The sequence below is a fragment of the Janthinobacterium psychrotolerans genome, assembly GCF_001677885.1.
GTDB classification, from domain to species: domain Bacteria; phylum Pseudomonadota; class Gammaproteobacteria; order Burkholderiales; family Burkholderiaceae_D; genus Janthinobacterium; species Janthinobacterium psychrotolerans.
Window position 1 is genome coordinate 111,632 of record NZ_LOCQ01000050.1, and the last position, 25,858, is coordinate 137,489.

General features: G+C 64.7%; 21 protein-coding genes. 4 read left to right on the plus strand and 17 right to left on the minus strand.

The features are described 5' to 3' along the window. The 3 genes from ASR47_RS08710 to ASR47_RS08720 all read right to left on the minus strand — a co-directional run bounded on the left by ASR47_RS08710 (position 1) and on the right by ASR47_RS08720 (position 2,980). Complete coding sequence (locus tag ASR47_RS08710; RefSeq protein WP_065307375.1) at positions 1-798, minus strand: SDR family NAD(P)-dependent oxidoreductase; 798 nt, start codon at positions 796-798, stop codon at positions 1-3. Positions 799-889: 91 nt separating this feature from the next. Continuing rightward, a complete protein-coding gene (locus ASR47_RS08715; RefSeq protein WP_065307376.1) occupies positions 890-1,498 on the minus strand; it encodes a TetR/AcrR family transcriptional regulator in 609 nt (202 codons plus the stop codon). Positions 1,499-1,582: 84 nt separating this feature from the next. Beyond that, a complete protein-coding gene (locus ASR47_RS08720; RefSeq protein WP_065307377.1) occupies positions 1,583-2,980 on the minus strand; it encodes a GntP family permease in 1,398 nt (465 codons plus the stop codon). Between the two features lie 243 nt (positions 2,981-3,223). On the opposite strand from ASR47_RS08720, the gene ASR47_RS08725 reads away from it, so the two are divergent. Next, positions 3,224-4,834: a PepSY-associated TM helix domain-containing protein gene (locus tag ASR47_RS08725; protein WP_065307378.1), complete on the plus strand. Its 1,611-nt coding sequence runs from the start codon at positions 3,224-3,226 to the stop codon at positions 4,832-4,834. Next, positions 4,831-5,148 (plus strand): hypothetical protein, encoded by a 318-nt coding sequence (locus ASR47_RS27690; RefSeq protein WP_065307379.1) that lies wholly within the window; start codon positions 4,831-4,833, stop codon positions 5,146-5,148. The genes ASR47_RS08725 and ASR47_RS27690 overlap by 4 nt, the downstream gene beginning before the upstream one ends. A gap of 89 nt (positions 5,149-5,237) precedes the next feature. Here ASR47_RS27690 and ASR47_RS08735 read toward each other — a convergent pair whose 3' ends face one another. From ASR47_RS08735 to ASR47_RS08765, 7 genes are all read right to left on the minus strand, one after another. Beyond that, complete coding sequence (locus tag ASR47_RS08735) at positions 5,238-5,600, minus strand: hypothetical protein (RefSeq protein ID WP_245714299.1); 363 nt, start codon at positions 5,598-5,600, stop codon at positions 5,238-5,240. A gap of 31 nt (positions 5,601-5,631) precedes the next feature. After that, positions 5,632-6,237, minus strand: a complete 606-nt coding sequence (locus ASR47_RS08740; RefSeq protein ID WP_082988822.1) for a PqiC family protein — start codon at positions 6,235-6,237, stop codon at positions 5,632-5,634. Continuing rightward, the gene (locus ASR47_RS08745; protein WP_065307381.1) at positions 6,234-7,862 is read right to left on the minus strand and encodes a PqiB family protein; all 1,629 of its coding nucleotides are present in this window, start codon (positions 7,860-7,862) and stop codon (positions 6,234-6,236) included. The genes ASR47_RS08740 and ASR47_RS08745 overlap by 4 nt, the downstream gene beginning before the upstream one ends. Next, entirely contained in the window at positions 7,855-9,114 is a 1,260-nt protein-coding gene (locus ASR47_RS08750; protein ID WP_425402726.1) for a paraquat-inducible protein A, read from the minus strand. Before ASR47_RS08750 ends, ASR47_RS08745 begins: the two co-directional genes overlap by 8 nt. A gap of 131 nt (positions 9,115-9,245) precedes the next feature. Next, positions 9,246-10,586, minus strand: coding sequence for an amidase (locus tag ASR47_RS08755; RefSeq protein ID WP_065307383.1), 1,341 nt, complete (start codon positions 10,584-10,586; stop codon positions 9,246-9,248). After that, on the minus strand, positions 10,583-11,821 hold the full coding sequence (locus ASR47_RS08760; RefSeq protein ID WP_065307384.1) for a M20/M25/M40 family metallo-hydrolase: 1,239 nt from the start codon (positions 11,819-11,821) through the stop codon (positions 10,583-10,585). Before ASR47_RS08760 ends, ASR47_RS08755 begins: the two co-directional genes overlap by 4 nt. Beyond that, positions 11,818-13,044 (minus strand): urate hydroxylase PuuD, encoded by a 1,227-nt coding sequence (locus ASR47_RS08765; protein WP_065307385.1) that lies wholly within the window; start codon positions 13,042-13,044, stop codon positions 11,818-11,820. Before ASR47_RS08765 ends, ASR47_RS08760 begins: the two co-directional genes overlap by 4 nt. A gap of 143 nt (positions 13,045-13,187) precedes the next feature. Here ASR47_RS08765 and ASR47_RS08770 point away from each other — a divergent pair, with 143 nt between their 5' ends. Both ASR47_RS08770 and ASR47_RS08775 read left to right on the plus strand, forming a co-directional pair. Further along, entirely contained in the window at positions 13,188-14,126 is a 939-nt protein-coding gene (locus tag ASR47_RS08770; RefSeq protein ID WP_065307386.1) for a LysR family transcriptional regulator, read from the plus strand. Positions 14,127-14,221: 95 nt separating this feature from the next. Next, positions 14,222-15,976 (plus strand): allantoate amidohydrolase, encoded by a 1,755-nt coding sequence (locus ASR47_RS08775; RefSeq protein WP_065307387.1) that lies wholly within the window; start codon positions 14,222-14,224, stop codon positions 15,974-15,976. Here the strand turns inward: ASR47_RS08775 and ASR47_RS08780 are convergent. The 7 genes from ASR47_RS08780 to ASR47_RS08810 form a co-directional block, all read right to left on the minus strand. Further along, entirely contained in the window at positions 15,973-17,346 is a 1,374-nt protein-coding gene (locus ASR47_RS08780) for a tetratricopeptide repeat protein (protein ID WP_065307388.1), read from the minus strand. The genes ASR47_RS08775 and ASR47_RS08780 overlap by 4 nt on opposite strands. Before the next feature lie 37 nt (positions 17,347-17,383). Further along, a complete protein-coding gene (locus tag ASR47_RS08785; RefSeq protein WP_065307389.1) occupies positions 17,384-18,619 on the minus strand; it encodes a Zn-dependent hydrolase in 1,236 nt (411 codons plus the stop codon). Positions 18,620-18,630: 11 nt separating this feature from the next. Further along, positions 18,631-20,022, minus strand: coding sequence for a dihydropyrimidinase (hydA, locus tag ASR47_RS08790; RefSeq protein ID WP_065307390.1), 1,392 nt, complete (start codon positions 20,020-20,022; stop codon positions 18,631-18,633). A 26-nt stretch (positions 20,023-20,048) separates the two neighbouring features. Continuing rightward, a complete protein-coding gene (locus ASR47_RS08795; RefSeq protein ID WP_065307391.1) occupies positions 20,049-21,533 on the minus strand; it encodes an NCS1 family nucleobase:cation symporter-1 in 1,485 nt (494 codons plus the stop codon). A gap of 123 nt (positions 21,534-21,656) precedes the next feature. Then, the gene (gene preA / locus ASR47_RS08800) at positions 21,657-22,937 is read right to left on the minus strand and encodes an NAD-dependent dihydropyrimidine dehydrogenase subunit PreA (RefSeq protein ID WP_065307392.1); all 1,281 of its coding nucleotides are present in this window, start codon (positions 22,935-22,937) and stop codon (positions 21,657-21,659) included. Continuing rightward, the gene (locus ASR47_RS08805) at positions 22,937-24,304 is read right to left on the minus strand and encodes an NAD(P)-dependent oxidoreductase (protein ID WP_065307393.1); all 1,368 of its coding nucleotides are present in this window, start codon (positions 24,302-24,304) and stop codon (positions 22,937-22,939) included. The genes preA and ASR47_RS08805 overlap by 1 nt, the downstream gene beginning before the upstream one ends. Before the next feature lie 46 nt (positions 24,305-24,350). Continuing rightward, the gene (locus tag ASR47_RS08810) at positions 24,351-25,853 is read right to left on the minus strand and encodes a CoA-acylating methylmalonate-semialdehyde dehydrogenase (protein ID WP_065307394.1); all 1,503 of its coding nucleotides are present in this window, start codon (positions 25,851-25,853) and stop codon (positions 24,351-24,353) included. Between the last annotated feature and the right edge of the window lie 5 nt (positions 25,854-25,858).

A 25,858-nucleotide genomic window follows, 5' to 3' on the forward strand; every position in this document is an offset into this window, starting at 1 on the left:
TCAAGCCTGTTGCAAACGCGGTGCGACCTTGCCGGTTTGCGCGGCGGCGAACAGGGCCACGCGGGCCTGCTCGTGGCGCTCGATCAGGCCGCTATCGGCCACCGATGGCAAGGTCAGGCTTTCACCCTGGTCGAGGCCGAACAGGGCTGCGTCGACCATGGCGTCGGCCGCCATCACGGTTTCGGGCGCCAGCGCCGCCAGCGGTACGCCGGACGCATCCCACAGTTCGGTGGCGGTGGCGGCCGGCAATACCGCCTGGACTTTCACGCCCGAGCCTGCCAGTTCCTGCTCCAGACCGCGCGTAAAGGCCACCACGTAGGATTTGGTACCGCTGTAGACGGCGCTGATCGGCAAGGTGTGCAGGCCCAGCACGGACGCGATATTGATGATGGTGCCCTGCTTGCGCTCCTTGAAACCAGGCAGGGCCGCATGCGTGAGGCGGGTCAGCGCCGTGATGTTCAGCGCCAGTTGGGATGCCAGGTCCTGCTCGGTGCTGGCGGCAACCGGCGCCAGGCGTGCAGTCCCCGCGTTATTGACCAGCACGCTGATGGCCGGATCGCTGGCCAGCAATTGCGCCACGCTGTCCTGCCCCGCCGCAGTGGCCAGGTCGGCGACCAGCGTCTCGACCCGTACGCCGTGCTTGGCAGAAATGGTGTTGGCCAGCGACTGCAGGCGATCGGCGCGGCGCGCGACCAGGATCAGGTCATGGCCGCGCTGGGCCAGACGGTCGGCGTAGACGGCGCCGATGCCCGACGAGGCGCCGGTGATGACAGCGGTATTGGGAGTAATGTTGGACATGTCTGTTTCCTTCATGGTGAGTGGCGCCTCATGCGCCACAGGGTGATTTAATATGACGATCATCATATTATTGTGCAAAAAAAAGCGCCGATTACCCGGCACCCGGTGAAAATTGTTTCATGGTGGCGGCGCACAGGGCGGCCGACAGCTTGGGATCGTCCACCGCGCGCGCCAGCATGGTGGTGCCGATCAGCGCGCACAGCAGGGCCATCGCTTCCTCGTGGGCGCGTGCATCGCCCCAGTCCGGCATCTGGCGCGCCAGCAGGTCGATCATTTCCTTGATATGCAAGGTGGCGGCATGGCGCACTTCGGGCGCCTGGCGCGGCATCTCGCAGGCCAGCGCCGAGACCGGGCAGCCGGTCTCGACGGCGGCGATATGCTCCGGCGACAAATACGCCTTCATGATTGCCTGCACCGACCGCCCCGGCGGCGCGGCGGCGGCCACGCGCGAGGCCAGCGCCACCGACTCGGCGCCGGCGCGGTCGCCGGCCTCGGCCAGCAAGGCATCACGCGAGGCAAAATGCGCGTAGAAGCCGCCGTGCGTCAGGCCCGCTTCCTTCATGATGTCGGCCACGCCGGTGCCGCCGTAGCCGCTGCGACGGATCGCGCGCGAGGCCACCTCGACGATGCGTTCGTGGGTGGCTTCCTTGCGGCTGGTGGCCGGGCGTCTGGATGATTTATTCTGCATGACAACCATCATATATCATTTTCAGGCACGCCGCATGCTGGCGTTACAATCCGTGTCACCGCCCAAGGTGAGCATGTGCCGGCCATTCGGTGGCTTTCACACCAGCCCGGTCACATAATACGTGCCAATCACCAGAAACACGATCGCCGTCTTGATGACCGTGATACCGAAAATATCGCGGTACGACTGCCGGTGCGTCAGGCCCGTCACGGCCAGCAGGGTGATCACGGCGCCGTTGTGCGGCAGGGTGTCCATGCCGCCGCTGGCCATGGCCACCACGCGGTGCATTACTTCGAGCGGAATGTTCGCCTGCTGGGCGGCGGCGATAAAGCTGTCGGACATGGCGGCCAGCGCGATGCTCATGCCGCCCGAGGCCGAACCGGTGATGCCGGCCAGGGTGGTGACGGAGACGGCCGCGTTGACCAACGGGTCGGGCACGCTGCGCAGCGCGTCGCGCACCACGATAAAGCCGGGCAGCGCGGCGATCACGCCGCCAAAACCATATTCGGACGCCGTGTTCATGGCGGCGAGCAAGGCGCCGCCGACCGCGCCCTTGGTGCCTTCGGCAAAGCCGTCCCTGATGCGCCTGAACGCGGTGGCGCACACCAGCAAGATCCCCAGCAGCAAGGCGCCCTCCACCGCCCAGATGCCGACCACGGCGCTGATCGACGTGCTCACGGGCGCGTGCAGGCCAGGCAATTCATCGCTGGTGATGACGTGGCTGGCGCCATACCAGCGCGGTATCCATTGCGTCAGCAGGAAGTTCGCCACGCCGACCAGGATCAGGGGCGCGACCGCCAGCAGCGGCGACGGCAGGCTGGACGGATCGGCCGGGGCTATCGGCTGAGTATCGCCGCCATAGCCTTCGCCGCTGGCCATCACCGAGCGGCGCCGCCATTCCAGGTACGTCAGGCCACAGACGATGGTCAGGATGGCGCCGATGGTGCCCAGCCAGGGCGCGGCCCAGCCGGTGGTGTGAAAGAAGGTGGTGGGGATGATGTTCTGGATCTGCGGCGTGCCGGGCAAGGTGTCCATGGTGAACGTGAACGCGCCCAGGGCGATGGCGCCCGGCATCAGGCGCTTGGGGATATTGCTCTGGCGGTAGAGTTCTGCCGCGAACGGATACACGGCGAATACCACTACGAACAGCGACACGCCGCCATAGGTCAGTGCGCCACACACCGCCACGATCACGGCGTTGGCGCGCGAGCGGCCGATATGGCGGATCGCCGCCACCACGATGGACTGCGAAAAGCCGGACATTTCAATCAGCTTGCCGAATACGGCGCCGAGCAGGAAGACCGGAAAATACAGCTTGATAAAGCCCACCATTTTTTCCATGAAGATGCCGCTGAACACGGGCGCCACCGCCGTTGCATCGGTCAGCAGCACCGCCCCCAGGGCAGCCACGGGGGCGAACAGGATCACGCTGTAGCCGCGGTAGGCGGCCAGCATCAAAAAGGCCAGGGCGGCCAGGACGATCAGAAAAGACATGGGTTCCAGCCTTGGGCGAAGTCATCGAAAAACAAGCATGCCAAAAGTATCATGACTTGGATCAATTTTCTATCGGCAATGTCAATTGATGCGCGCTTGCCGTTTTTTTTCACGGGCCAGGTCTGGTTTTGCGTGCCTGATGCGTCTACTCCTCTGTAGCGCACCTTCCGCACGCAGACACGATATGGAGAACCACCCCATGCAGCAGCCGACCCTTTCCTCCACCCTGCCAGGCGGCGCGGCATGAAGGACGGCTTGCGCCAGTCCATGGCCTGGCTGCACACCTGGGTCGGGCTGACCTGCGGCTGGCTGCTGTGCGCGATTTTTTTCACGGGCACGCTCAGCGTGTTTCGCGAACCCATCACGCGCTGGATGGCGGCGCCGCCCGTGCTGGCCGGTACGATGAGCGATGCGGTGGCCGGCACGCCGCTGGCGCTGGACGCGGCCGTCCGCCATCTGTCGACCACGGCGCCCAAGGCCAGCTTCTGGCGCCTGGAGCTGCCCGCGCAACCGGGCGACGCGCTGGCGCTGGCGTGGAGGAATGGCAAGAGCAGCCAGCAGGCGGCGCTGCACCCGGCCACCGGCGAACTGCTGCCCGCTCCCTGGGGCCGCAAGACCGAAGGCGGCCGGCATTTCATGAGCTTTCACTACACTTTGCACGGCGGCACGGCCGGCTACTGGCTGGTCGGCTGGATCGCCATGTGCGCGCTGGCCGCGCTGGTGTCGGGCGTGATCGTGCACCGGCGCATCTTCGCCGACTTCTTTACCTTCCGTCCGCGCAAGGGACAGCGCTCCTGGCTCGACGCGCACAACGCCAGCGCCGTGTTCACCCTGCCGTTTTCGCTGATGATCGTCTACACGGGCGTGGCGTTTTTCCATACCAGCTATATGCCCTGGCCACTGCAAACGGCGTATGGCGGCGACGACCCGTATGCCGGCTACCAGCAGGAACTGGCGCACGGCGCGGCGGCGCCGATCGTGCGCAAGCGCTCGGGCACGCCGGCGCCGCTGCTGCCGCTCGCGCCCATGCTGGCGTCGGCCGAACAGCTGCTGGGCAAGCCGGCCACCATGGTGCTGGTGCAGCAGCCGGGCGACAGCCAGGCCACGGTGCGCGTGTTCGCCAACGAGGAGGCGGGCAGCCACACCACCACCATCGTGCCGGCGCAGGGCCTGGTGATCTTCGATGGCGTCACGGGCGCCGTGCTGCAGGTGACGCGGCCAGAACCGCCAGCCACCTTGTCGACCGGCCAGGTCCATCACGTGATCGAAGCGCTGCACCTGGCGCGCTTTGGCGGCTGGCCCATGAAGTGCTTGTACTTTATCAGCGGCCTGCTCGGCACCGTGATGGTGGCCACCGGCGCCAATCTGTTCATGGTCAAGCGGCGCCGCAAAAGCGAGCTGGAATTTGGCGCCGCCACCGCCGGTTTTTACCGCGTGGTCGAAGCGTTCAGCGTGGCGTCCATGGCCGGCATCTGCATCGCCTCGATCGGCTATCTGTGGATCAACCGCCTGCTGCCGGCCGAACTGGCGCAGCGCGACACGTGGGAAATTCGCGCCTTCCTGTGGCTATGGGGCGCGACCTTGCTGCACGCACTGGCACGTCCACCGGGCCGCGCCTGGGTCGAGCAGTTTGCCTTCGCCGCTCTGCTGTGCCTGGCGCTGCCGCTCCTGAACCAGTGTACAACCGGCCAGCAGTTGTGGCGCTATGCGATGGCCGGCGACGCCATGCGCGCGGGCGTGGAGCTGACGGCGCTGGCGCTGGGCGTGGTCTTTGCCTGCTGCGCCTGGCGCATCCACCGCGTCTGGCAAGCCAGGGCCGTCATCAAACCGGTGCAAAGGGCGGCGCGCGCATGAGCAAACCGGTCAAAGGCCAGCTCCCTGCGGCTTATCGCTGGCGCATCGCCAGCCGCGTGCTGGCCGCCGCGCTGGGCGGCTATGGCTTGTCGGCGTTGCTGTCGTCCGCGCTGGCGCTGCTGCTGCCGCGCATCTCGTCCGCCTCGCGCGCCGACGCCGTGCTGGTCGCCAGCCTGCTCAGTTTTGTGGTGTACACGGTGGTGGTGCTGTGGGTATTTCATGCGCGCAGCGCCAGGCGCGCCTGGGTGGCATTGGCCTTGTGGGCGTTCGTTTGCACGCTGGTGATCTGGCTGCTGCAAGCCGGTGGTGCGTAGGTCGGATTACGGCCCGTCGGGCCATAATCCGACAACATCACAGACGTCAACAATGTTGTCGGATTACGGCGCTTTGCGCCTAATCCGACCTACGCCGCGTCAACCAGCAACTCGGGCTGCAAGGCCCGAATGCGCAGCTCCGTGAAATAGCCGCCGGCCTCGTTGTAGCGCAGGTAGTGGCGGCCGCAATTCATGCAGCGCGCCACCTGGCTGCGGTTGGCCGGATAGTAGCGCGGCGCGATCGGTGCGTCGGGGCTGTCGTCGCGCGTGCCCTGCGGGTGGTACTCGGCAAACGACGGTTCATCATAAGCGTCTGCCACCAGCGTGCCCACTTCTTCGAAACGCTCCAGTTCCAGCGAGGTGGGCAGGCGCTGCCAGGCGTCGAGCGGCACGGCGCAGCAGCTGCAGGGCTGCGTGATGCGGGCCGACGCGGCGGCCAGCGAAGACAACATGGCAAAATCAATCAGCGGCATACGGCTACTTTCATGTGGACGGGCAGGCGGCGCTGCCGCTGCCGAAACCGCGCACCACGGCCGACATCTGCGACGCTATCGTTTGCACGGCGCGGCGGTGGCCCAGCACCATCTCGTCGTAGCCGGCGCCGACCTTTTCATTGGCGGCGGTGCGGCATGCCACCACCTTGTTGCTGGCCAGTTCGCGCACGCTCCACACGGCGTCGATCAGCGCGTACTGGTCCATCACCGATTCGAACCGCTGCACATTGGTGCTGATGCGGTAGACGGGCAGCTTGTCCGGATACGGCGTGCGGAACACGTCGATGGCGCCCAGCTCGCCGGTCACCGCCGTCGACAGCGCCTGGCCGATTTCACCGGCCAGAGGACCCGCCCAGCGCTGCTGTTCGAGCAGCTCGATGCGGCCAGACGGCGCCGTCACCACGAACTGGTTGCGGCTGACCTGCTGCGGCACGCTGACGGCCAGCATCTCGACATAGTATTGAACCGGCTTGGCCGGCTGCGCCGCCATGCCGCCGGACAGCGTATAAAAATGCTCGGGCTTGGGCGCGGAGCAGCCGGCCAGCAACAGTGCGCCGGCAAAGATGGCGGCCAGCGTGGAAACGGTCATCTTCATTTTTTCTCATCTCCTTGTTTGCCGCGAATCAGCGATTCGGGGTGGCGTTCCAGGTAGTCGGTCAGGGCGTTCAGTGACTGCAGGGTTTGCGTCAGCTGCTGCAGGGCCTGGCGCACGTCGGACTGCAGCGGCGAATCCTTTTGCAGCACCTGTTCGGCCGTGCCAAAGGTGTTTTTGGCCGCCGTCAGCGTGCCGCGCATTTCCGGCACCACCTGGCTGTCGAGCTGCTTGAACAGAGCGTTAGCCTGCTTGATGGTGGCGTTCAGATTGTCGCCGATCTCGCCGAAAGGCACCTGGTCGAGTTTGCGGGCGATGCTGGCCACCTGCGTCTGCAATTCGTCGAGCGTGTTCGGCACGGTCGGCACTTCCATCGGATACTTGCTGATGTCGAGCACTATTTTCGGCGCTTTCGGGAAGAAGTCGAGCGCGATATACAGCTGGCTGGTGAGCAGGTTGCCGGTGCGCAGCTGGGCGCGCAGGCCGCGGCTGACCATGCGCTCGAGCAGCTGGTGGCCGGCCGAGCCTTCGGCGTCGTCAACGGCGGCCTTGAAGCGCATGCCCAGGCGGGCCGGATACAGGTTCACCGTGACGGGCATGCGGAAGTTCTTCTTGACCGGGTCGAACTCGATGCCCACCGAGCGCACTTCGCCAAGCACGATGCCGCGGAAGTCCACCGTGGCGCCGGGCTGCAGGCCGCGCAGCGACTGGTCGAAATAGAACACGGTGGTAATGGCTTCGCCGTCCGGTTCGCGCATGGCGCTGGCCTCGTCGGCGGCCAGCCGGAAGGCGGTGTTGGCGGGCGATGGTTCGGGCGGCTTGCGGCCGTTTTCCGCCTCGAAGGCGATGCCGCCGATCAGCAGCGCCGCCAGCGATTGCGTGTTCAGCTTGAAGCCGTTCGAATCGAGCCGCACGTCGACACCGCTGGCATGCCACCAGCGCGCATTCTTGCCAACAAACTGGTCATACGGCGCATTGACGAAGACCGTCATGGTGATGCCGTTGCCGTCCTTGTCCAGGCTGAAGCTGACCACCTTGCCCACGCGCAGCCGGTGGAAAAACACGGGCGAGCCGACATCGACGGAACCGAGGCTTTCCGCATGCAGCGTAAACAGCTTGCCCTTCTGGTCGCCATCGACGGCGGGCGGACTTTCCAGGCCGGTGAAGCTGTCTTTTTTTGCTACCGACTTGCCCGTGTCGACGCCGATATAGGCGCCCGACAGCAAGGTGCCCAGGCCCGTCACGCCGCTGGCGCCGATCTGCGGGCGCACCACCCAGAAGCGCGAATCGGCGGTGGCAAAGCGGCGCGCCTCCTTGCTCATCTCGATCGTCACCAGCACCCGGCTCAAGTCGTCGCCAAGGTTGATGGCGCGTACTTGGCCGATCTCCACATCCTTGTACTTGACCTTGGTCTTGCCCGGTTCCAGCCCTTCGGCGCTCTTGAAGCTGACGGTCAGCGTCGGCCCCTGGTCGAGGATGGCCTTGGCGGCCAGGCCGGCGCCGATCAGCGCGGCCAGCAGCGGAATGAGCCACACCAGCGAAGGCAGCCAGCGGCTGGCCTTGTCCACGTCGGGTTCCGGCAGTTGCCGCGTCTCGGGTGCGCGGACGCCCTCTTCCTTGTCAGACATGTTGCTCTCCAATTGCCAGGTTTTTTACAGCAGGTTCATGTGCTTGGGCGGCGGCGTCGACCGGGTCCCAGATCAGGCGCGGGTCGAACTGCATCGAGGCCAGCATGGTCAGCACCACCACCGCGCCAAAGGCCAGCGCGCCCGGGCCGGCCGTGATCACGGCCAGCGCATCGAAACGCACCAGCGCCACCGTCAGGGTCACCACGAAGATATCGAGCATGGACCAGCGGCCGATGAATTCGACCATGCGGTACAGTTTGGTGCGCTGCGCCGGGCGCCAGCGCGACCGGCGCTGCGCCGTGAACGCCAGCAGCGCCAGGGTCGCCAGTTTGAGCATCGGCACCACCACGCTGGCGATAAAGATGATGATGGCCAGGCCTTTCGAACCGCTGGTCCAGAAAAACACCACCCCGCTCATGATGGTGTCGTTTTCCACGCCAAACAGCGAGTGGGTATACATCACGGGCAGCAGGTTGGCGGGGATATACAGGATGGCGGCGGCAATCAGCAGCGCCCAGGTGCGGCTGATGCTGTCCGGGTGGCGCCCGTGCAGGGTCGAGCCACAGCGCACGCAGTGCGGATGCTTTGCCGTGCCGCCCGGCGGCGCCACCAGGCCGCAACTGTGGCAGGGCAGGAGCGCCTCGCCGGGCGCGAAACTTTTATAGCGGATGCCGGGCAAGGCCAGTCGTGTCAGGTCGTCGCCCGCGTTCCACAGCGCCTTCGGGTCGAACGAGACGACGATGGCCAGCATCATGGTCAGCGCGCCAAAGGCGAACAGGCCGGGGCGCGGCACCACGGTGGCCAGGCTGGTCATCTTGATGACGGTGATCAGGATGCCGATCATCAGCACCTCCGTCATGCCCCAGGCGCGCGCCGTCTGCACCGCGCGCAGCACCAGGCTGAAACCCGGCACTTTCACGCCCAGGCGCAGGCCCAGCGACACATACAGCAGGGAGCCCAGTTCGATCGCAGGGAACAGCATGGTGAACAAAAATACCATGGTGGCCACCACCTGCATCTGTTCGTGCCACAGCACGCGTATGGCGCCGAGCAAGGTGGCGCTGGAGGTCAGGCCATTGACGTCGAGTTCGACGATGGGGAAGAACTGGGCGATCAGGAAGATGAACGCAGCGCCCAGGGTCAGCGCCACCACCCGGTTCAGGTCAGCGGAAGTGCCCCGGTAAAGTACCGAGCGGCAACGCACGCAGCGCGCCTTTTCGCGCGGGCGCAGCGGCCGCTTTCGGTACAGCACGCCGCATTCATGACAGCTGATCAGGTCGTATCGGAGCACAGTGTGTAGTTTGCCGGCACGCCGTGCGCGGTTATCCCATATCAATGCCAGCTATCATATTACAAACAGGCATTCTTCTGCGCCCATCTTTTCTATAGTTCGCGCAACAGCGCCTCCACCGCGCGGCCAAGCGCCAGGATGCGTCCATCCGCGCCGTTCAAGCCGCAGATGGACAGGCCCACCGGCAATTCGCCTTGCTCCTGGCACGGCAGCGACAAGGCGCAGCCATCGAGGAAATTGATCACGCTGGCATTGCGCAGCACCAGGCCGTTGGTGGCAAAAAAAACCGCATCGTCCGCCTCCAACGGCGCGAGCTGCGGCGCCACCACCGCCACGCTGGGCATCAGCCACGCGTCGTAAGGCGCCAGGCGCGCGCTGGCGATGGCGCGCAAATGCGCACGCGCGTCGAGCAGATCGAGGTATTCCGCCGCGCCCTGCTGCTGGCCGCGGCGGATGCGGGCCGCCACGCGCTGGTCGTACTGCGCGCCCTTCTGCTCGAGCAAGCCCCGGTGCCAGTGCCACGCTTCGGCCGCCACCAGGCCGCCGCCGCTATTGATGGCGGGCAGTTGCAGCAGCTCGGGAAAATCAAAATGTTCAACCAGTGCGCCTGCCGCGCGCAGCATGTCGAGCGTGCGCTCGAATGCCTGCCGCACCTGCGGCTCCAGGTTCGCGCCCACATAGTCGGTGGTGTAGCCGAAGCGCAGTCCGGTCAGCCTGGCAGCTTCGCAGGATATCTCCTGGCCCGACAGCGCCGCATGCACGATGGCGCAGCAATCGACGCTGTTGGTGATCGGACCGGCCGAATCGAGCGAACGCGATAGCGGCAGCGTGCCGCTCAAGGACACGCTGGCGGCGGTCGGCTTGAAGCCGGTCAGGCCGCAAAAGGCCGACGGAATGCGGATCGAACCGCCCGTATCCGTGCCCAGCGCGACGGCCGCCATGTCCAGCGCCACCGTCACGGCGCCGCCCGAAGTGGAGCCACCGGCCACCCGGCTGGCGTCGCGCGGGTTGCGCGGCGTGCCGTGATGGGGATTCAAACCCAGGCCGGAAAACGCGAACTCGCTCATATTGGTGCGCCCCAGCAGCACGGCGCCGGCCGCGCGCAGCCGCGCCACCGCCACCGCGTCGTTGCTGGCCGGTGGCGCCTCGGCCAGCGCCAGCGACGCCGCGCTGCTGACCTGGCCGCGCACGTCGAACAAGTCCTTGATCGAAATCGGGATGCCGGCCAGCGGCGAGGCCACCATGCCGGCCGCGCGCAGCGCATCGCTGGCGCGCGCTTCCCGCAACGCCTGTTCGCCGTCCAGGCTGACATAGGCGTGGCCACCCTGCGCACGGTGTGCTTCGGCGCGCGCCAGCATGGCTTGCGTGAGCGCCACGCTGGTCAGGCGGCCGGCGGCAAGCTCAAGCGCCAGTTCACGGATGGTCCTGCTCACGCTTTGACGGCCAGGAAATCGAGCAAGGTCAACGCCACGATCTTGCTGGCGCGGCGCAAGTCTTCCAGCGCCAGCTTTTCATCGGCCTTTTTCGCATTCGACTCGGGCACGGTGCGCGGGCCGGCGCCATACAGCACGGCGGGAATGCCATGCTCGCCATACAGGCGCGCGTCCGCATACAGCGGCGTGCCCTGGGCTGGTATCGTCTCGCCCAAAATCGCCAGCGCGTTCTTCTGCAAATTGCTCACCAGCTGTTCCGAGCCTGGCAGGGGCCGCAGCGCGTGCGACAGCAGCAGGCGGCGGATTTCGACGCGGATGCCCGGCTCGCCCTGCACGGCGTCTTCGATCAGCGCGCGCACCTGCGCTTCGACCGCCACCGGATCTTCTTCGGGGATCATGCGGCGGTCCATCTTCATGGTCACTTTGCCCGGCACCACATTGGTATTGGTGCCGCCGTCGATGCGCCCCACCAGCATGGTCGGCGAGTCGATGCCGGGCACCTTGGACTTGATCTTTTTCAGCTCCGGCAACTGGCCGTAGATGGCGTTCAAAATCTTGCTGGCCGCCTGCAGCGCGTCGATGCCGGTTTCCGGCATGGCGCCGTGGCCCGACTTGCCATGCACGGTGATCTCCAGCTGCAAACAGGCGTTGTGCGCGGTGACGATGTTGTAGCTGAAGCCGGCCGCGATCACAAAATCGGGCTTGGTCAGCTTCTGCTCCAGCAGCCAGCCCGGCCCCAGCAGGCCGCCGAATTCCTCGTCGTAGGTAAAGTGCAGTTCCAGCTGGCCTTTCAAGGCAATGCCCAGCGCCTCCAATGCGCGGGTGGCGAAGACATAGGTGGCGAAATCGCTTTTCGACACGGCCGCCGCGCGGCCATACAGGTAGCCGTCGACGACCTGGGCGCCATACGGCGGATAAGTCCAGTTGTCGCCGGGCGGCACCACATCGCCATGGGCGTTCAGCGCCACGGTGGGGCCACCGGCCGCGTACGGACGGCGCACGATCAGGTTGGTGATGCTTTGCATGCCATAGGCTTCGACCTGGTCCGATGGCACGGCATGCTGCTCGGCCTCCCAGCCATAGGCTTCCAGCAGCTGCGCCACCCTGGCCGCATGCGGCGCGTTGTTGCCCGGTGGCGTATCGGTCGGCACTTGCACCACCTGTTGCAGAAAAGCGACTTCCTCGTCGAAGTGGGCGTCGATCCAGTCCGTGATTTTTTGTTCCGTCGTGCTCATTTTGCTCCTTGCAGTGTCTGTTGCAGCCAGGCGCCCAATTCGGTGCGCTCGGCGTCCGTCATATTGGTCAGGTTACCGATCGGCATGGCCTTCAGTTCGATGGCCTGCTTGTAGATTTGCGCCGCGTGCTGGCGAATTTCCGTTTCATTATCCAGCATCATGCCCGCCGGCGCCGTGGCAAAACCTGGCTGCGTGGGTTGGGCCGAATGGCAGGTGGCGCAGCGCTGGGCAATGATGGCATGCACGGAGGTGAACTGCGCGGCCGGGTCGGCCACCGGCGCGGCCGCCACCGGCGCCTTCGGGGCGATCGCCACGGCCACGGCCAGCAGCAGCGCCACACCCAGCACCGGATAGCGCCATTCCACGCGCCCCTTGTGGCGCAGGTTGAAGAAATGGCGGATGAACACGCCGGCCGCCATGATCAGCGCCAGCACCAGCCAGGCGTGATCGTGACGGTAGGTCATCGCGTAATGGTTGCTGATCATGATGAACAGCACCGGCAAGGTGAAGTAATTGTTGTGCACGCTGCGCTGCTTGGCTTTCAGGCCGTGCTTCGGGTCGGGCAGCTTGCCGGCCGCCATCGCTTCGACCATCTTGCGCTGGCCCGGAATAATCAGCATCAGCACATTGGCCACCATGATGGTGCCGATCATGGCGCCCACATGGATATACGCGGCGCGCCCGCTGAGCAAATGCGTCAGCACATAGGCGGCGCCCACGATCAGTGCAAACACCACCACGCCGAACCACAATTCATGCCTGGCCAGCGGCGAGCGGCACAGCAGGTCGTAGACGGTCCAGCCGATCACCAGGGTGGCGATGCCGATGCCGATCGCCTGGCCGCTGGACAGGTCCGCCACCGACTTGTCGATCATCATGGCCTGGGCATTGAAATAGTAAGCTATCGTCAGGAGCGCAAAGCCCGACAGCCAGGTCGAATACGCTTCCCATTTGAACCAGTGCAGTTCCTTCGGCAGTTCGGCGGGCGCCACCAGGTATTTTTGCGGGTTGTAGAAACCGCCGCCATGCACGGCCCACAGCTCGCCCGAGACGCCCTTTTTGGCCAGTGCGGAGCCGGGCGCCGGTGGGCGTATGGAATTGTCGAGCCAGACGAAATAGAAGGAAGCGCCGATCCAGGCGATGCCGGTAATGACGTGCAACCAGCGCACGATCAGGTTCAGCCATTCAAGGCCATAAGGGATCAGGTAGGCAAACACTTCCATATTATTCCTTCAGTGATACTTTGAACCGCAGCGTCACCAATATTGGCGCCAATCTACACAAGATAGCTGGATTCATCGCCCATCACATGAAAAATATCGTATATTTGACATATTCAAATCGATATACAACAGAGGCGCCGCACATGTCCAGCCTGCCGCAACACCTCGACCTGCACCTGATCCGCATCCTGTACCTGCTGCTGGTGGAAAAGAATGTCTCGCGCGTTGCGCTCAAACTCAATCAGCCGCAGCCGTCGATTTCCGCTTCGCTGCGCAAGCTGCGCGAGCTGACGGGCGACCCGCTGCTGGTGCGCGGCGCGCGCGGCATGGTGCCGACCCAGCACGGCGAAAGCCTGCTCAACCCGGCCAAGCGCATCCTCGACCAGACCGAAAGCCTGTTCGTGCGCAAGACGCCGTTCGTGGCGCAGGAAGAGGCGCGCACCTTTCATATCGCCGCGCCCGACTACCTCGACAGCCAGTTCCTGCCGAACGTGGTGGCGCTGCTGCGCCGCGGTTCGCCCAGAAGCCGCGTGGTGCTGCACAGCCTGGGGCCGGGCATCGACCATATCCGGCAATTGTCCGACGGCGGCCTGGACCTGGTCATCGCCAACTGGGACGAGCCGCCGGCCCACCTGCACATTTCCAAACTGTTCGAAGACCCGATCATCTGCGCCATGCATGCCGAAAACGCCTATGCGCGCCGCACCGCCAGCGACGCGATGACCCTCGACGATTACCTGAGCCTGCCCCATGTGGCGCCCTCGCCCATGATGCCCGGCTACCACGGCGTGATCGACTCCTTCCTGGAACGGCAAAACCTGCAGCGCAACGTGGTGGTGGAATCGGCCTATTTCGGCCTGATCCCCTATATGCTGACGCAGACCGACCTGGTGCTGACCACCGGGCGCCAGTTCATCCGTTTCTATGAAAAGACGCTGCCGCTGAAAACCTATACCGTGCCGCTGAAATTTCCGCCGATGCGTTTCTACCAGCTGTGGCACCAGCGCGTGCACCAGGCGCCGGAACACAAATGGCTGCGCGACCAGGTCAGCGCGGCGGCCAAGGCGCTGGCAAAAAACTGATTCGGCGAAAACGCCGCGATAAGCCTTATCAGCGACCGCATATACCGTACGCCCTGCCCTGGCGCTATCATCACCGCTTGCATGATTGGATCTCCATGACCTCCCTTTCCGACCTGAACGCCAGCAGCACCGAGCAATTTGTCCAGCAACTGCACGGCATCTACGAACACTCGCCCTGGATCGCCAGGCGCGCGGCGGCGGCGCGGCCGTTTGCCAGCCCGACGGCGCTCAAGCGCGAACTGCAGCGGGTGCTGGGGCAGGCGTCGCCCGAGGAACAACTGGGCCTGATCCGCGCCCACCCTGAACTGGCCGGCAAGGCGGCGATAGCCGGCCAGCTGACGGCCGAGTCCACGCGCGAGCAGGCCAAGTCCGGCTTGCACCTGTGCAGCGCCGAAGAATTCGCCACCCTGCAGCGGCTGAACGCCGACTACAAGGCCAGGTTCGGCTTTCCCTTTATCCTGGCCGTGAAAGGGCCAACCGGCGAAGGCCTGACGCGCCAGGACATCATCGCCACGTTCGCGCGGCGCCTGAAGAACCGCCGCGCCGACGAACTGGTGGAGTCGCTGCGCCAGATCAAGCGCATTGCCGAACTGCGCCTGAACGACCTGCTTGAGGTGCGCCTGCCGTTCGGCCCGGCCATCATGCGCCACTGCGAAACCCTGGCCAGTCACAGCGACAGCAGCTACAACCTGACCTGCGCCTACATGACGCCAGCCCACCAGCAGACCGCCGCGCAACTGGCCGCATGGATGACGGAAGCGGGCATGCAGGTGACGACAGACGCGGTCGGCAATGTGGTGGGCCGTTATGCGTCCAGCCTGCCCGGCGCGAAAACCCTGATGACGGGATCGCACTACGACACCGTGCGCAATGGCGGCAAATACGATGGCCGCCTCGGCATCGTGCTGCCGATCGCGGTGGTGCGCCACTTGCATGAACGCGGCGAACGGCTGCCGTTTCACTTCGAGATCGTCGGCTTTGCCGAGGAAGAAGGCGTGCGCTTCAAAAGCACGTTTTTGGGCAGCACGGCGGTGACGGGCAAGTTCGACCTGTCGCTGCTGGAGCAGGTCGACGCCGATGGCGTGAGCATGCGCGAGGCGCTGGCCGCCGCCGGCCACGACGCCACCAGCATAGGCGCCATCGCGCGCGATCCGCAAGATCTGCTGGGCTATGTGGAAGTGCATATCGAACAGGGACCGGTGCTGCTCGAACGCGACCTGCCACTGGGCGTGGTGACGGCAATCGCCGGCAGCTCGCGCTACCTGGTCAAATTGAAAGGCACGGCCAGCCACGCCGGCACCACGCCGATGACGATGCGCCGCGACGCCGCCAGCGCCGCCGCCGAAATCATTTTGCTGGTCGAGCGGCGCTGCGGCCAGGGCGAGGCGCTGGTCGGCACGGTCGGCCAGTTGAAAGTGCCCCATGGTTCCGTCAACGTGATCGCCGGCGCCTGCCAGCTGTCGCTCGATATCCGCGCCGCCAGCGACGCGGTGCGCCAGGCAGCCGTCGACGACATTTTGGACGGCATCAACGCCATCTGCGCGCGGCGCCAGGTCGATGTCGAACTCGAACTGCTGCTGTCGGCCAGCGCCGCGCCCTGCGCGCCATGGCTGATGGCGCAGTTCGATGCGGCCGTCGCGTCAGTGGACATCGAACCCTATGCCCTGTTGTCCGGCGCCGGCCACGACGCCATGGCGATGGCCGCCATCACCGATGTGGCCATGCTGTTTACGCGCTGCGGCAATGGCGGCATCAGCCACAATCCGCTGGAAACCATGACGGCCGACGACGCCGATATCGCGGCGCAGGCGCTGCTGCATTTGCTGCGCAATTTCCAGCCGAAAGCTTAACGGTGCTGCTGGCGCCAGTGCGCCAGTTCCTCGGCGAGGTGACGGATCAAGGGCGCCCAGCCGCCGATGGCCGGCTGGCGAAACAGCCGCATGGAGGCGTACCATGGGGTATCGAGGCGGCCACTGAACCAGCGCCAGTCGGGCAGATAGTCGGGCAGCAGCAGCCAGCAGGGCTTGCCCAGCGCGCCGGCCAGATGGGCCACCGCCGTGTCGACGCTGATTACCAGATCGAGGTTGGCAATCAGCGCCGCCGTATCGGCCATATCGGCCAATGCCGCGCCGCCGGCCAACGTCAATGCAGCGCAGGTTTCATTTTCGCCCGCGCCTTTTTGCAGGCTGACAAACTGTATTCCTTCCACCGCGCCCAAAGGCGCCAGCGCATCGAGACTGGGCAGCGAACGCGAGGCGTCATTTTCAAATTGCGCATTGCCTTTCCAGGCCAGCCCCACGCGCAGCCTGGCTGGCGGCAAACGCCCGGCCCAGTCGTGCAACGCCGGCGTCTGCGCATGCAGATACGCGGCCGATGACGGTATGGTGTCCAGGGTGGTTTCGCACAGGCCGGGCAAGCTCAGCACCGGCGCCCAATAATCCCAGCTTTCGGCAGCTACCGCTTCGCCGATGGCGATAACCTCGTCGATATCGGCCATGGTCCGCAGCAGCGTCTTGAGCGGCGCATGGCACAGGATGGAGATACGCGCCGCGCCCTGCTGGCGCAGCACGGACGCGTAGCGGCACAGCATCAGCATGTCGCCCATGCCCGCTTCGGGACAGATCAGGATGGATTTACGCGCCAGCGGCTCGCCGTGCCAGCGGGGAAAATGAAAATAGTCGCCAAAGGCGGTCGGCTGCGGGCGCGCTTCGAGCATGCGCCAGCCTTCAGGCAAGCGGCCCTGGCGCAGCAGCAGATACGACAGGTTGTAGCGCGCATTGGCGTAATTTCCATCAAGCGCGATGGCATGGCGGTGGCAGCGTTCGGCCTCGGTTTCGCGCTGCACGGCGGCCAGCAGCGCGCCGAGGTTGGACCAGGCCGAAGGCAGTTCCGGCGCCAGCGCCAGCACACGGCGGTCGATGCGCTCGGCCTCCACCGGGCGGCGCAGCCGCATCAGCAGCGCCCCCAGGTTTTGCAGCAGATGGATATCGTCGGGTACGAGCGCGAGCGCACGCAGGTAGTAACCTTCCGCGTCTTCCAGCAAACCTTGCTGCTCGCGCATCCAGGCCAGGTTCGACAGCGCAAACACGTGATCCGGGTCAGCCTGCAAGGCCAGCTGAAAGGCCGCCTCGGCGCCTGGCGCATCGCCGGCGGCCAGCAGTTCGCCGCCACGCCGTGCATGCGTGGCGGCGGACTGTGAAATGGCGTCAGAGGAAATCATGGCGCCAGCATAGCACCGCCGCAGCTACACGGCGGCGTTATAGAACGACCGCCCGCTCCAGCATCGCCAGCAGCAGCACATTGCAGCCCGCCTCCAGGTGTTCGGACTTGGCGTCCTCGATTTCATTGTGGCTGATGCCGTCCTTGCAGGGCACGAAAATCATGCCGGCCGGCGCCAGGCGCGCCGCGTAGATGGCGTCGTGGCCGGCGCCCGAGACCACGTCCATCACCGAATAACCGAGTTTTTCGGTGGCGTTGCGCACCGCGCCCACGCAGTCCGGGTGGAATGGCGTCGGCGCAAAATACGACACCTGTTCGATCGTGATGCCGAGGCCGGTTGTGGCCTGCGTGCGCTCGATAAAGGCGCGCATATCGGCGTCCATGGTGTCGAGCAGTTCGTCATTCACATTGCGCAGGTCGATGCTGAATTTGACTTCGCCGGGAATCACGTTGCGGCTGTTCGGGAACACCTGCACCATGCCGACCGTGCCGCGGCCATACGGCGGGTAGCGGTGGGCGATCGCGACGACTTCCTGCATGATGCTCGTTGCCACCTGCAGCGCGTCGCGGCGCAAACCCATCGGCGTGGGTCCCGCATGCGCCTCCATGCCGTTCACCGTGCAGTCGTACCAGCGCAGGCCCATCACGGCCGGCACCACGCCGATCACCTTGTCGGCGTCTTCCAGCACGGGCCCCTGCTCGATATGGGTTTCAAAATAGGCGCCGATCGGATGATCGCCCGGCACTTGCGGGCCTTTATAACCGATGCGTTCCAGTTCCTCGCCGACCGTCTTGCCTTCCGTGTCTTTCGCCGCATACGCCGTTTCAAGCGAAAAAGCGCCGCAGAACACGCCCGAACCCATCATCACCGGCACGAAGCGCGAACCTTCTTCATTGGTCCAGAACGCCACCTCGATCGGCGCCTGGGTCTTGATGTTCAGGTCGTTCAGGGTGCGCACCACTTCCAGGCCGGCCAGCACGCCGTAGTTGCCGTCGAATTTGCCGCCCGTGGGCTGGGTGTCGATATGGCTGCCCGTCATGACAGGTGGCAGGGAATTGTCGACACCGTCGCGGCGCATGAAGACATTGCCGATCTGGTCGATGGTAATGCTCATGCCGGCCTCGCGGCCCCAGCGCACCACCAGGTCGCGGCCTTGTTTATCGAGGTCCGTCAGCGCCAGGCGCTTGACGCCGCCCTTTGCCGTCGCGCCGATCTGCGCCAGCTCCATCAGGGAGTCCCACAGGCGACCGCCATTGATACGCAGTTCAGTCATCAATCTACTCCTTATGCAGTGGTGGCGGAAAAAGCAGGACGTTCGATATAGCGCCCGGCCCCTTCCACCGCCATCAGTTCGCCCTTGTGGAACACCACCTTGCCGGCGGCAATCGTGGTGACGGGAATGCCGCGCACGGTGCGCCCTTCGAAGACATTGAAGCCGCCCTTGGCAAACTGCGTGGCGGCGGAAATGGTGCGGGTTCCTTGCGGGTCCCACAGCACGATATCGGCGTCGCTGCCCACGGCGACTATGCCCTTGCGCGGATAGATATTGAAGATCTGCGCCGCGTTGGTCGAACTGACCTTGACGAATTCGGACGGGCTCAATGTGCCGGAATTGACACCGGCGTCCCACACCACCGCCATGCGTTCCTCGACCCCGCCGCAGCCGTTCGGAATGCGCGTGAAGTCGTCCCTGCCGGCCGCCTTCTGCTCGGAGCAAAAGGTGCAATGGTCGGTGGCGGTGGTGTGCAGGTTGCCGCTTTGCAGGCCGTGCCACAGCGCCGTCTGGTGGTGCTTGCCGCGAAACGGCGGGCTCATGACATGGCCGGCCGCATACGCGAAATCGTCGCTCTGATACACGCTGTCGTCGATCACCAGGTGGCCGGCCAGCGCCTCGCCATACACGCGCTGGCCATGGGCGCGCGCGCGCGTGATCGCGTCGAGCGACTCGGCGCACGAGACGTGCACGATATACACGGGGGTATTCAATACATTGGCGATCGCGATGGCGCGGTTGGCCGCCTCCGCTTCCACCGCCGGCGGGCGCGACAGCGGATGGGCCTGCGGTCCCGTGATGCCTTTTTTCAGCAGGTCCTGCTGCAGCTGGTAGACCAGTTCGCCGTTTTCCGCATGCACGGTAGGCAGGGCGCCCAGTTCCAGCGAGCGGGTAAAACTTTTCACCAGCGTTTCATCGTCGGCCATGATGGCGTTTTTATAGGCCATGAAATGCTTGAAGCTGTTTACGCCATGCTCGCGCACCAGCACGCCCATCTCTTCGTGTACCTGCTCGCTCCACCAGGTGATCGCCACGTGAAACGTGTAGTCGCCGGCCGCCTTGGCCGACCATACACGCCACTGGTGATAGGCCTCGATCAGCGACTGCTTCGGCGCGGGGATGACGAAGTCCATGATGGTGGTGGTGCCGCCGGCAAGACCGGCCGCCGTGCCGGTAAAAAAGTCGTCCGACGTGACCGTGCCCATGAAGGGCAAATTCATGTGGGTGTGGGTGTCGATCCCGCCCGGCATCACGTACAGGCCGGCCGCGTCGATCACGGTGGCGCCGGCGGGCACGGCAAGATGGTCGCCGACGGCGGCGATCAGATCGCCTTCGATCAGCACATCGGCGCGAAAGGCCCGGTCGGCGTTGACGACGGTGCCGCCGCGTATCAGTGTAGTCATGCTTGTCTCCTCCAAGGTGGAACCGATCAGGCCAGCGGCGCCTGCTGCACGCGCACTGGCGACTTGCCCTTCATCATGACGCCGTAGACCACGGCGGCAATCGCCACGCCGACAAACCAGGCGTAGGTATAAATGGTCTTGAATGTTTCGCCCACGCCAGGAAACGCGGTGGGGAAAGCGGCGTTCAAAAAGCCCGGAATATTCGGCAGCACGGCGATCACAAAGGCCACCAGCGCGGCCATGTTCCAGCCATTGCCGTACGAGTAGACACCATCGTCGCGGTACAGCTGCTTCACGTCGAGTTCGGTCTTGCGCACGAAATAGTAGTCGACGATCAGGATGCCGGCGATGGGGCCCAGCAGCGCCGAGTAGCCGATCAGCCAGGTGAAGATATAGCCCTGGGTCGATTCGAGCACCTTCCACGGCATCATGACGATGGCGATAAAGGCGGTGATATAGCCGCCCATCTTGTACGACACTTGCTTGGGCGCCAGCGAAGAAAAGTCATAGGCAGGGCCGACCAGGTTGGCGGCCAGGTTGACGCTGACGGTGTCGATCAGGAGAATGATCAGCGCGATCAGCACGGCGGCGCCCGTCATGCGGCTGGCCAGGTCGACCGGGTCCCAGATGGCCTTGCCGTACATGACGACGGAACCAGCCGTGACGATCACGGCCAGCATGGCCAAAAGGCCCATCGGCACCGGCAGGCCGACCGACTGGCCGATGATCTGGTCGCGCTGGGTCTTGGCAAAACGCGTGAAGTCGGGGATGTTCAGCGCCAGCGTGGCCCAGAAGCCCACCATGGCCGTCAAGGATGGCCAGAAGACCACCCAGAACTGGCCGGCCTTCTTGCCGCCTTCGATGAATTGCGATGGCTGGTCGAGCAGGCTGCCCACGCCGCCGGCCTTGCTGTGCACCCAGTACAGCAGCACGAAGCAGATCAGGATTTTCAAGGGCGCGGTGTAGGTTTCCAGTTTGCGGATCGCCTCCATGCCGTGCAGGATGTAATAGAACTGGATGGCCCAGAACGCCAGAAAGCACAGCAGCTGGCTGCCGTTGATGCCCAGGCCGGCGATCTTCTCGCCGCCCAGCTCATGGCCGACCAGCACGCCCATCAGGGTATAGATCATCTGGCCGCCGAACCAGGTCTGGATGCCGTACCAGCCGCAGGCGACAATCGCGCGCATCAGCGCCGGCAGCCGCGCGCCGCTGGTGCCGAACGAGGACCGCGCCAGCACCGCATACGGGATGCCGTATTTGGTGCCGGCATGGCCGATCAGGAGCATCGGCAGCAGCACGATGGCGTTGGCCAGAAAGACCGTCAGCACCGCCTGGTAGCCGGACATGCCGCTGTCGATCAGACTGGCCGACAGGGTGTAGGCGGGGATGCACATCACCATGCCGACCCACAGCGCGGCGAAGTGATACCAGCGCCAGGTACGCTGGGCCGCCGTGGTGGGCGCCAGGTCTTCATTCCATAGCTGCGTGTTGCCTGAATAATCGTGGTTCACAGGGTAGACTCCATCGGTAGCGGATACGGGAAAGGGAAAGGAAATTGCGGTAAAAATCGAGCTTACCGCAATTGCCAGTGAATGTTTATCAAATAAACATACGCAAAAAACGTGCCCTACTATTTATACCGTTTCCAGCACCGCTCCGGGATTCCTGGGGTCCTGCGTCCAGTTCATATAGGGCTTGCCCGTGGTCTGCGGCACCATGGTGATGCAGCCCTGCACCGGACAGGTGATTTCGCACAGATTGCAGCCCACGCATTCTTCCTTGATCACCTCGTAGGTGCGCGTGCCGGCCGCGTCGATCAGCTGCGCGATCGACTGGTGCGAGGTGTCTTCGCAGGCCACATAGCACTTGCCGCATTTGATGCAGTCGTCCTGGTTGATCTGCGCGATCACCTGGTAGTTCATGTCCAGGTATTTCCAGTCGGTCGTGTTGGCCACGGCCTTGCCGGAAAAGTCGCTGATGCGTTCATAACCCTTTTCGTCCATCCAGCGCGACAGGCCATCCTTCATCTCGTCGACGATGCGAAAACCATGCAGCATGGCGGCCGTGCAGACCTGCACGCAGCCGGCGCCCAGGGCCAAAAATTCCGCCGCATCGCGCCAGTTGCCGATGCCGCCGATGCCGGAAATCGGCAGGCCGTGCGTGAGCGGATCGCGGGCGATTTCGGCCACCATATTGAGCGCGATCGGCTTCACGGCCGCGCCGCAATAGCCGCCATGGGTGCTTGCGCCGCCGACGATGGGCAGGGCCACCATGCGGTCCAGGTCCAGCGAGGTGATCGAGTTGATGGTGTTGATCAGGGAGACCGCATCGGCGCCACCGGCCTTGGCCGCGCGCGCCGGCATGCGCACGTCGGTGATATTGGGCGTGAGCTTGACGATCACCGGTAATTTGCTGTGCTTCTTGCACCAGCCAGTGACCATCTGCACGTACTCGGGCACCTGGCCGACGGCCGCGCCCATGCCGCGCTCGGGCATGCCGTGCGGGCAGCCGAAATTGAGCTCGATGCCGTCCGCGCCGGTCGCTTCCACTTTCGGCAAAATGTCGGCCCAGTAGTGCTCTTCGCAGGGCAGCATCAGCGAAACGATCATGGCGCGGTCGGGCCAGTCCTTTTTCACCTGGGTGATTTCGCGCAGGTTGATTTCCAGGGAGCGGTCGGTAATGAGTTCGATATTGTTGAAGCCGACCACCTCGCGGTTCTTGCCATACAGAGCGGAATAGCGCGACGAGACGTTGACGGCGGCCGGGTCTTCGCCGAGGGTTTTCCATACCACGCCGCCCCACCCCGCTTCAAACGCGCGCACCACGTTGTAGGCCTTGTCGGTCGGTGGCGCGGAGGCCAGCCAGAAAGGGTTCGGCGCCTTGATGCCGCAAAATTCGATGCTGAGATCGGCCATTATGCAGCCTCCACTTTGTTGAGCAAATCGGCATGGATGGCCAGTGCGGCCAGCTTGCCATGCTGCACGGCTTGCACCGTCAGGTCCTGCCCCGGCGCCACGCAGTCGCCGCCCGCATAGATGCCCGGCAGCACGGTGCGAAAGCCCGCATCGACGGCGATCTTGTCGCCATCGCGCCGTAGCAGCGCCGCCATCGGGTCGTTCAGCACCTGCGTATCGAGACTCTGGCCGATGGCCTTGAAGATGGCGTCGGCCGCCACGTCAAACGTTTCGCCGGTGCCCGTCAAGCGCGTGCCTTCCATGCGGGTTTTTTCAAAGCGCATGCCGGCCACCTTGCCCTCGCCATTCAACAGCACCTGCTGCGGCTGGGCCCAGGTCAGCATGCGTACCTGGTTGGCCTTGGCGATCTCCTGTTCATGATGGGTGGCCGTCATGGCGTCGAAACCGCGGCGGTACACCAGGGTGACCTCCCCGGCGCCCAGGCGCTGGATCTGCACCGCCATGTCGATCGCCGTATTGCCGGCGCCAATCACGATGGCGCGTTTGGGCACCGGCAGCGCGGCCAGGTCGTTGGCCTGGCGCAGCGCGCTGATATAGTCGACCGCCGCCAGCAGGCCCGGCGCCTCTTCGCCCGTCAATCCCAGCTGGCGGCTGGCGCCCAGGCCCAGGCCCAGGAATACGGCGTCGTACTGCGCATGCAGCTCGCGCAGCTGCACATTGTCGCCCAGCATCTGGCACCATCGGATGGTAATGCCGCCGATGCCGAGCAAAAATTCCACTTCCTTCTGCGCGAAGTTGTCGGTCAGCTTGTATTTGGCGATGCCGTATTCATTCAGGCCGCCGGCCTTGCCTTCTTTTTCAAAGATCACCACGTCGTGGCCCAGCATGGCCAGGCGGTGCGCGCACGACAGGCCGGCCGGCCCGGCGCCGACGATGGCGACAGTCTTGCCGGTGGATGCCGCGCGCTTGAACGGATGGCTGGCGAATTGCATATGGTCGACCGCGTAGCGCTGCAGCAGGCCGATTTTCACGGGCTGGCCTTCGGCGTCGTGGTTGCGCACGCAGACGTCTTCGCACAGGATTTCGGTCGGGCAGACGCGGGCGCAGCTGCCGCCGAGGATATTGCTTTTCAGGATGCCGGCCGCCGCGCCGTTGATGTTCTTGTCGTGGATATTGCGGATAAAGCTGGCCACGTCGATCTCCGACGGGCAGATGCGGCTGCACGGCGCATCGTAGCAATACAGGCAGCGCGCGCTTTCGATGGCGGCCTGGCGCGCCGTCAGCGGCGGCGCCAGGTCGGTGAAGTGGCCCGCCAGTTCGGCACTGGGCAAGGCCGCATGCGGCAAATAATTCAACGATTCGATCATCACGCTTTCCTCTTGTACGCTACGGTGAATGGTGGAGTTGACGCGTTTACTTCATCTGGGGAAAAGCAAATTCCACACCAGCGCTGGCGGTATTGGGCCAGCGCTGCATCACGGCCTTGTGGCGCGTGTAGAAGCGCACGCCTTCGGGGCCATAAGCATGGTGGTCGCCGAACATGCTGCGCTTCCAGCCGCCGAAACTGTTGAAGGCCATCGGCACCGGCAGCGGGATGTTGACGCCCACCATGCCGACCTGGATCTGGCGCACGAATTCGCGCGCCACGCCGCCGTCGCGCGTATAGATCGCCACGCCGTTGCCGTATTCGTTGGCGTTGATGAGCTCTACCGCATGCACCACGTCGGGCGCGCGCAGCATGCACAGCACGGGACCGAAAATCTCTTCCTTGTAGATGCTCATGTCGGGCGTGACGTGGTCAAACAATGTGCCGCCGACAAAGAAGCCGTTCTCGCGCCCCAGCACCACATGGTTGCGGCCATCGACCACCAATGTTGCGCCCTGCTCCACGCCCGAAGCGATCAGTTTTTCGATGCGCTGCTTGGCCGCCAGCGAGACCACCGGCCCCATTTCCGCACCATGCTCCATGCCGTCGCGCACTTTCAGTGCGGCCGTGCGCGTTGCCAGTGCAGTGATCAATTTGTCGCCCGCGTCGCCCACCGCCACCACCACCGAAATGGCCATGCAGCGCTCGCCGGCCGAACCGTAGGCCGCGCCGATCAGCGCGTCGACCGTCATGTCCATGTCGGCGTCCGGCATCACCACCATATGGTTCTTCGCACCGCCCAGGGCCTGGACGCGCTTGCCGCTGGCGCTGCCGCGCGCATAGATGTATTCGGCGATCGGGGTCGAACCGACAAAGCTGATCGCCTGCACCACCGGGTGGTCGAGCAGGGCGTCGACCGTGACTTTATCGCCCTGCACCACGTTGAACACGCCGTCGGGCAGGCCCGCGTCTTTCAGCAGTTTCGCATGCAGCAGGGACGCCGACGGATCGCGCTCGGACGGCTTTAAAACAAAGGTATTGCCGCAGGCAATCGCCACCGGGAACATCCACATCGGCACCATGACAGGAAAGTTGAACGGCGTGATGCCGGCCACCACGCCGAGCGCCTGGCGCATCGACCAGGCGTCGATGCCGCGCGAAATCTGGTCCGTGAATTCGCCTTTCAGCAGCTGCGGTATGCCGACGGCGAATTCCACCATCTCGATGCCGCGCGCGACTTCGCCCTGGGCGTCGGCAAAGGTCTTGCCGTGTTCGCGCGTGAGCATGGCGGCAAATTCATCGGTGTGCTGCTGGCACAGCTGCAGGTAGCGAAACAGCACCCTGGCGCGCGTCAACGGTGGCGTGGCCGACCACGAGGGAAAGGCGGCGGCGGCCGCCTGCACGGCAGTGTCGACGTCTTCCGCCGTGCCCAGCGCAACGCGGGCCACCGGTTCGCCCAGGGCGGGGTTATACACGTCGCCATAGCGGCCGCTGGTGTTGTCGACCTTGGCGCCGTTGATGTAATGGGTGATGGTGTCGAGATCGTTCATGATGT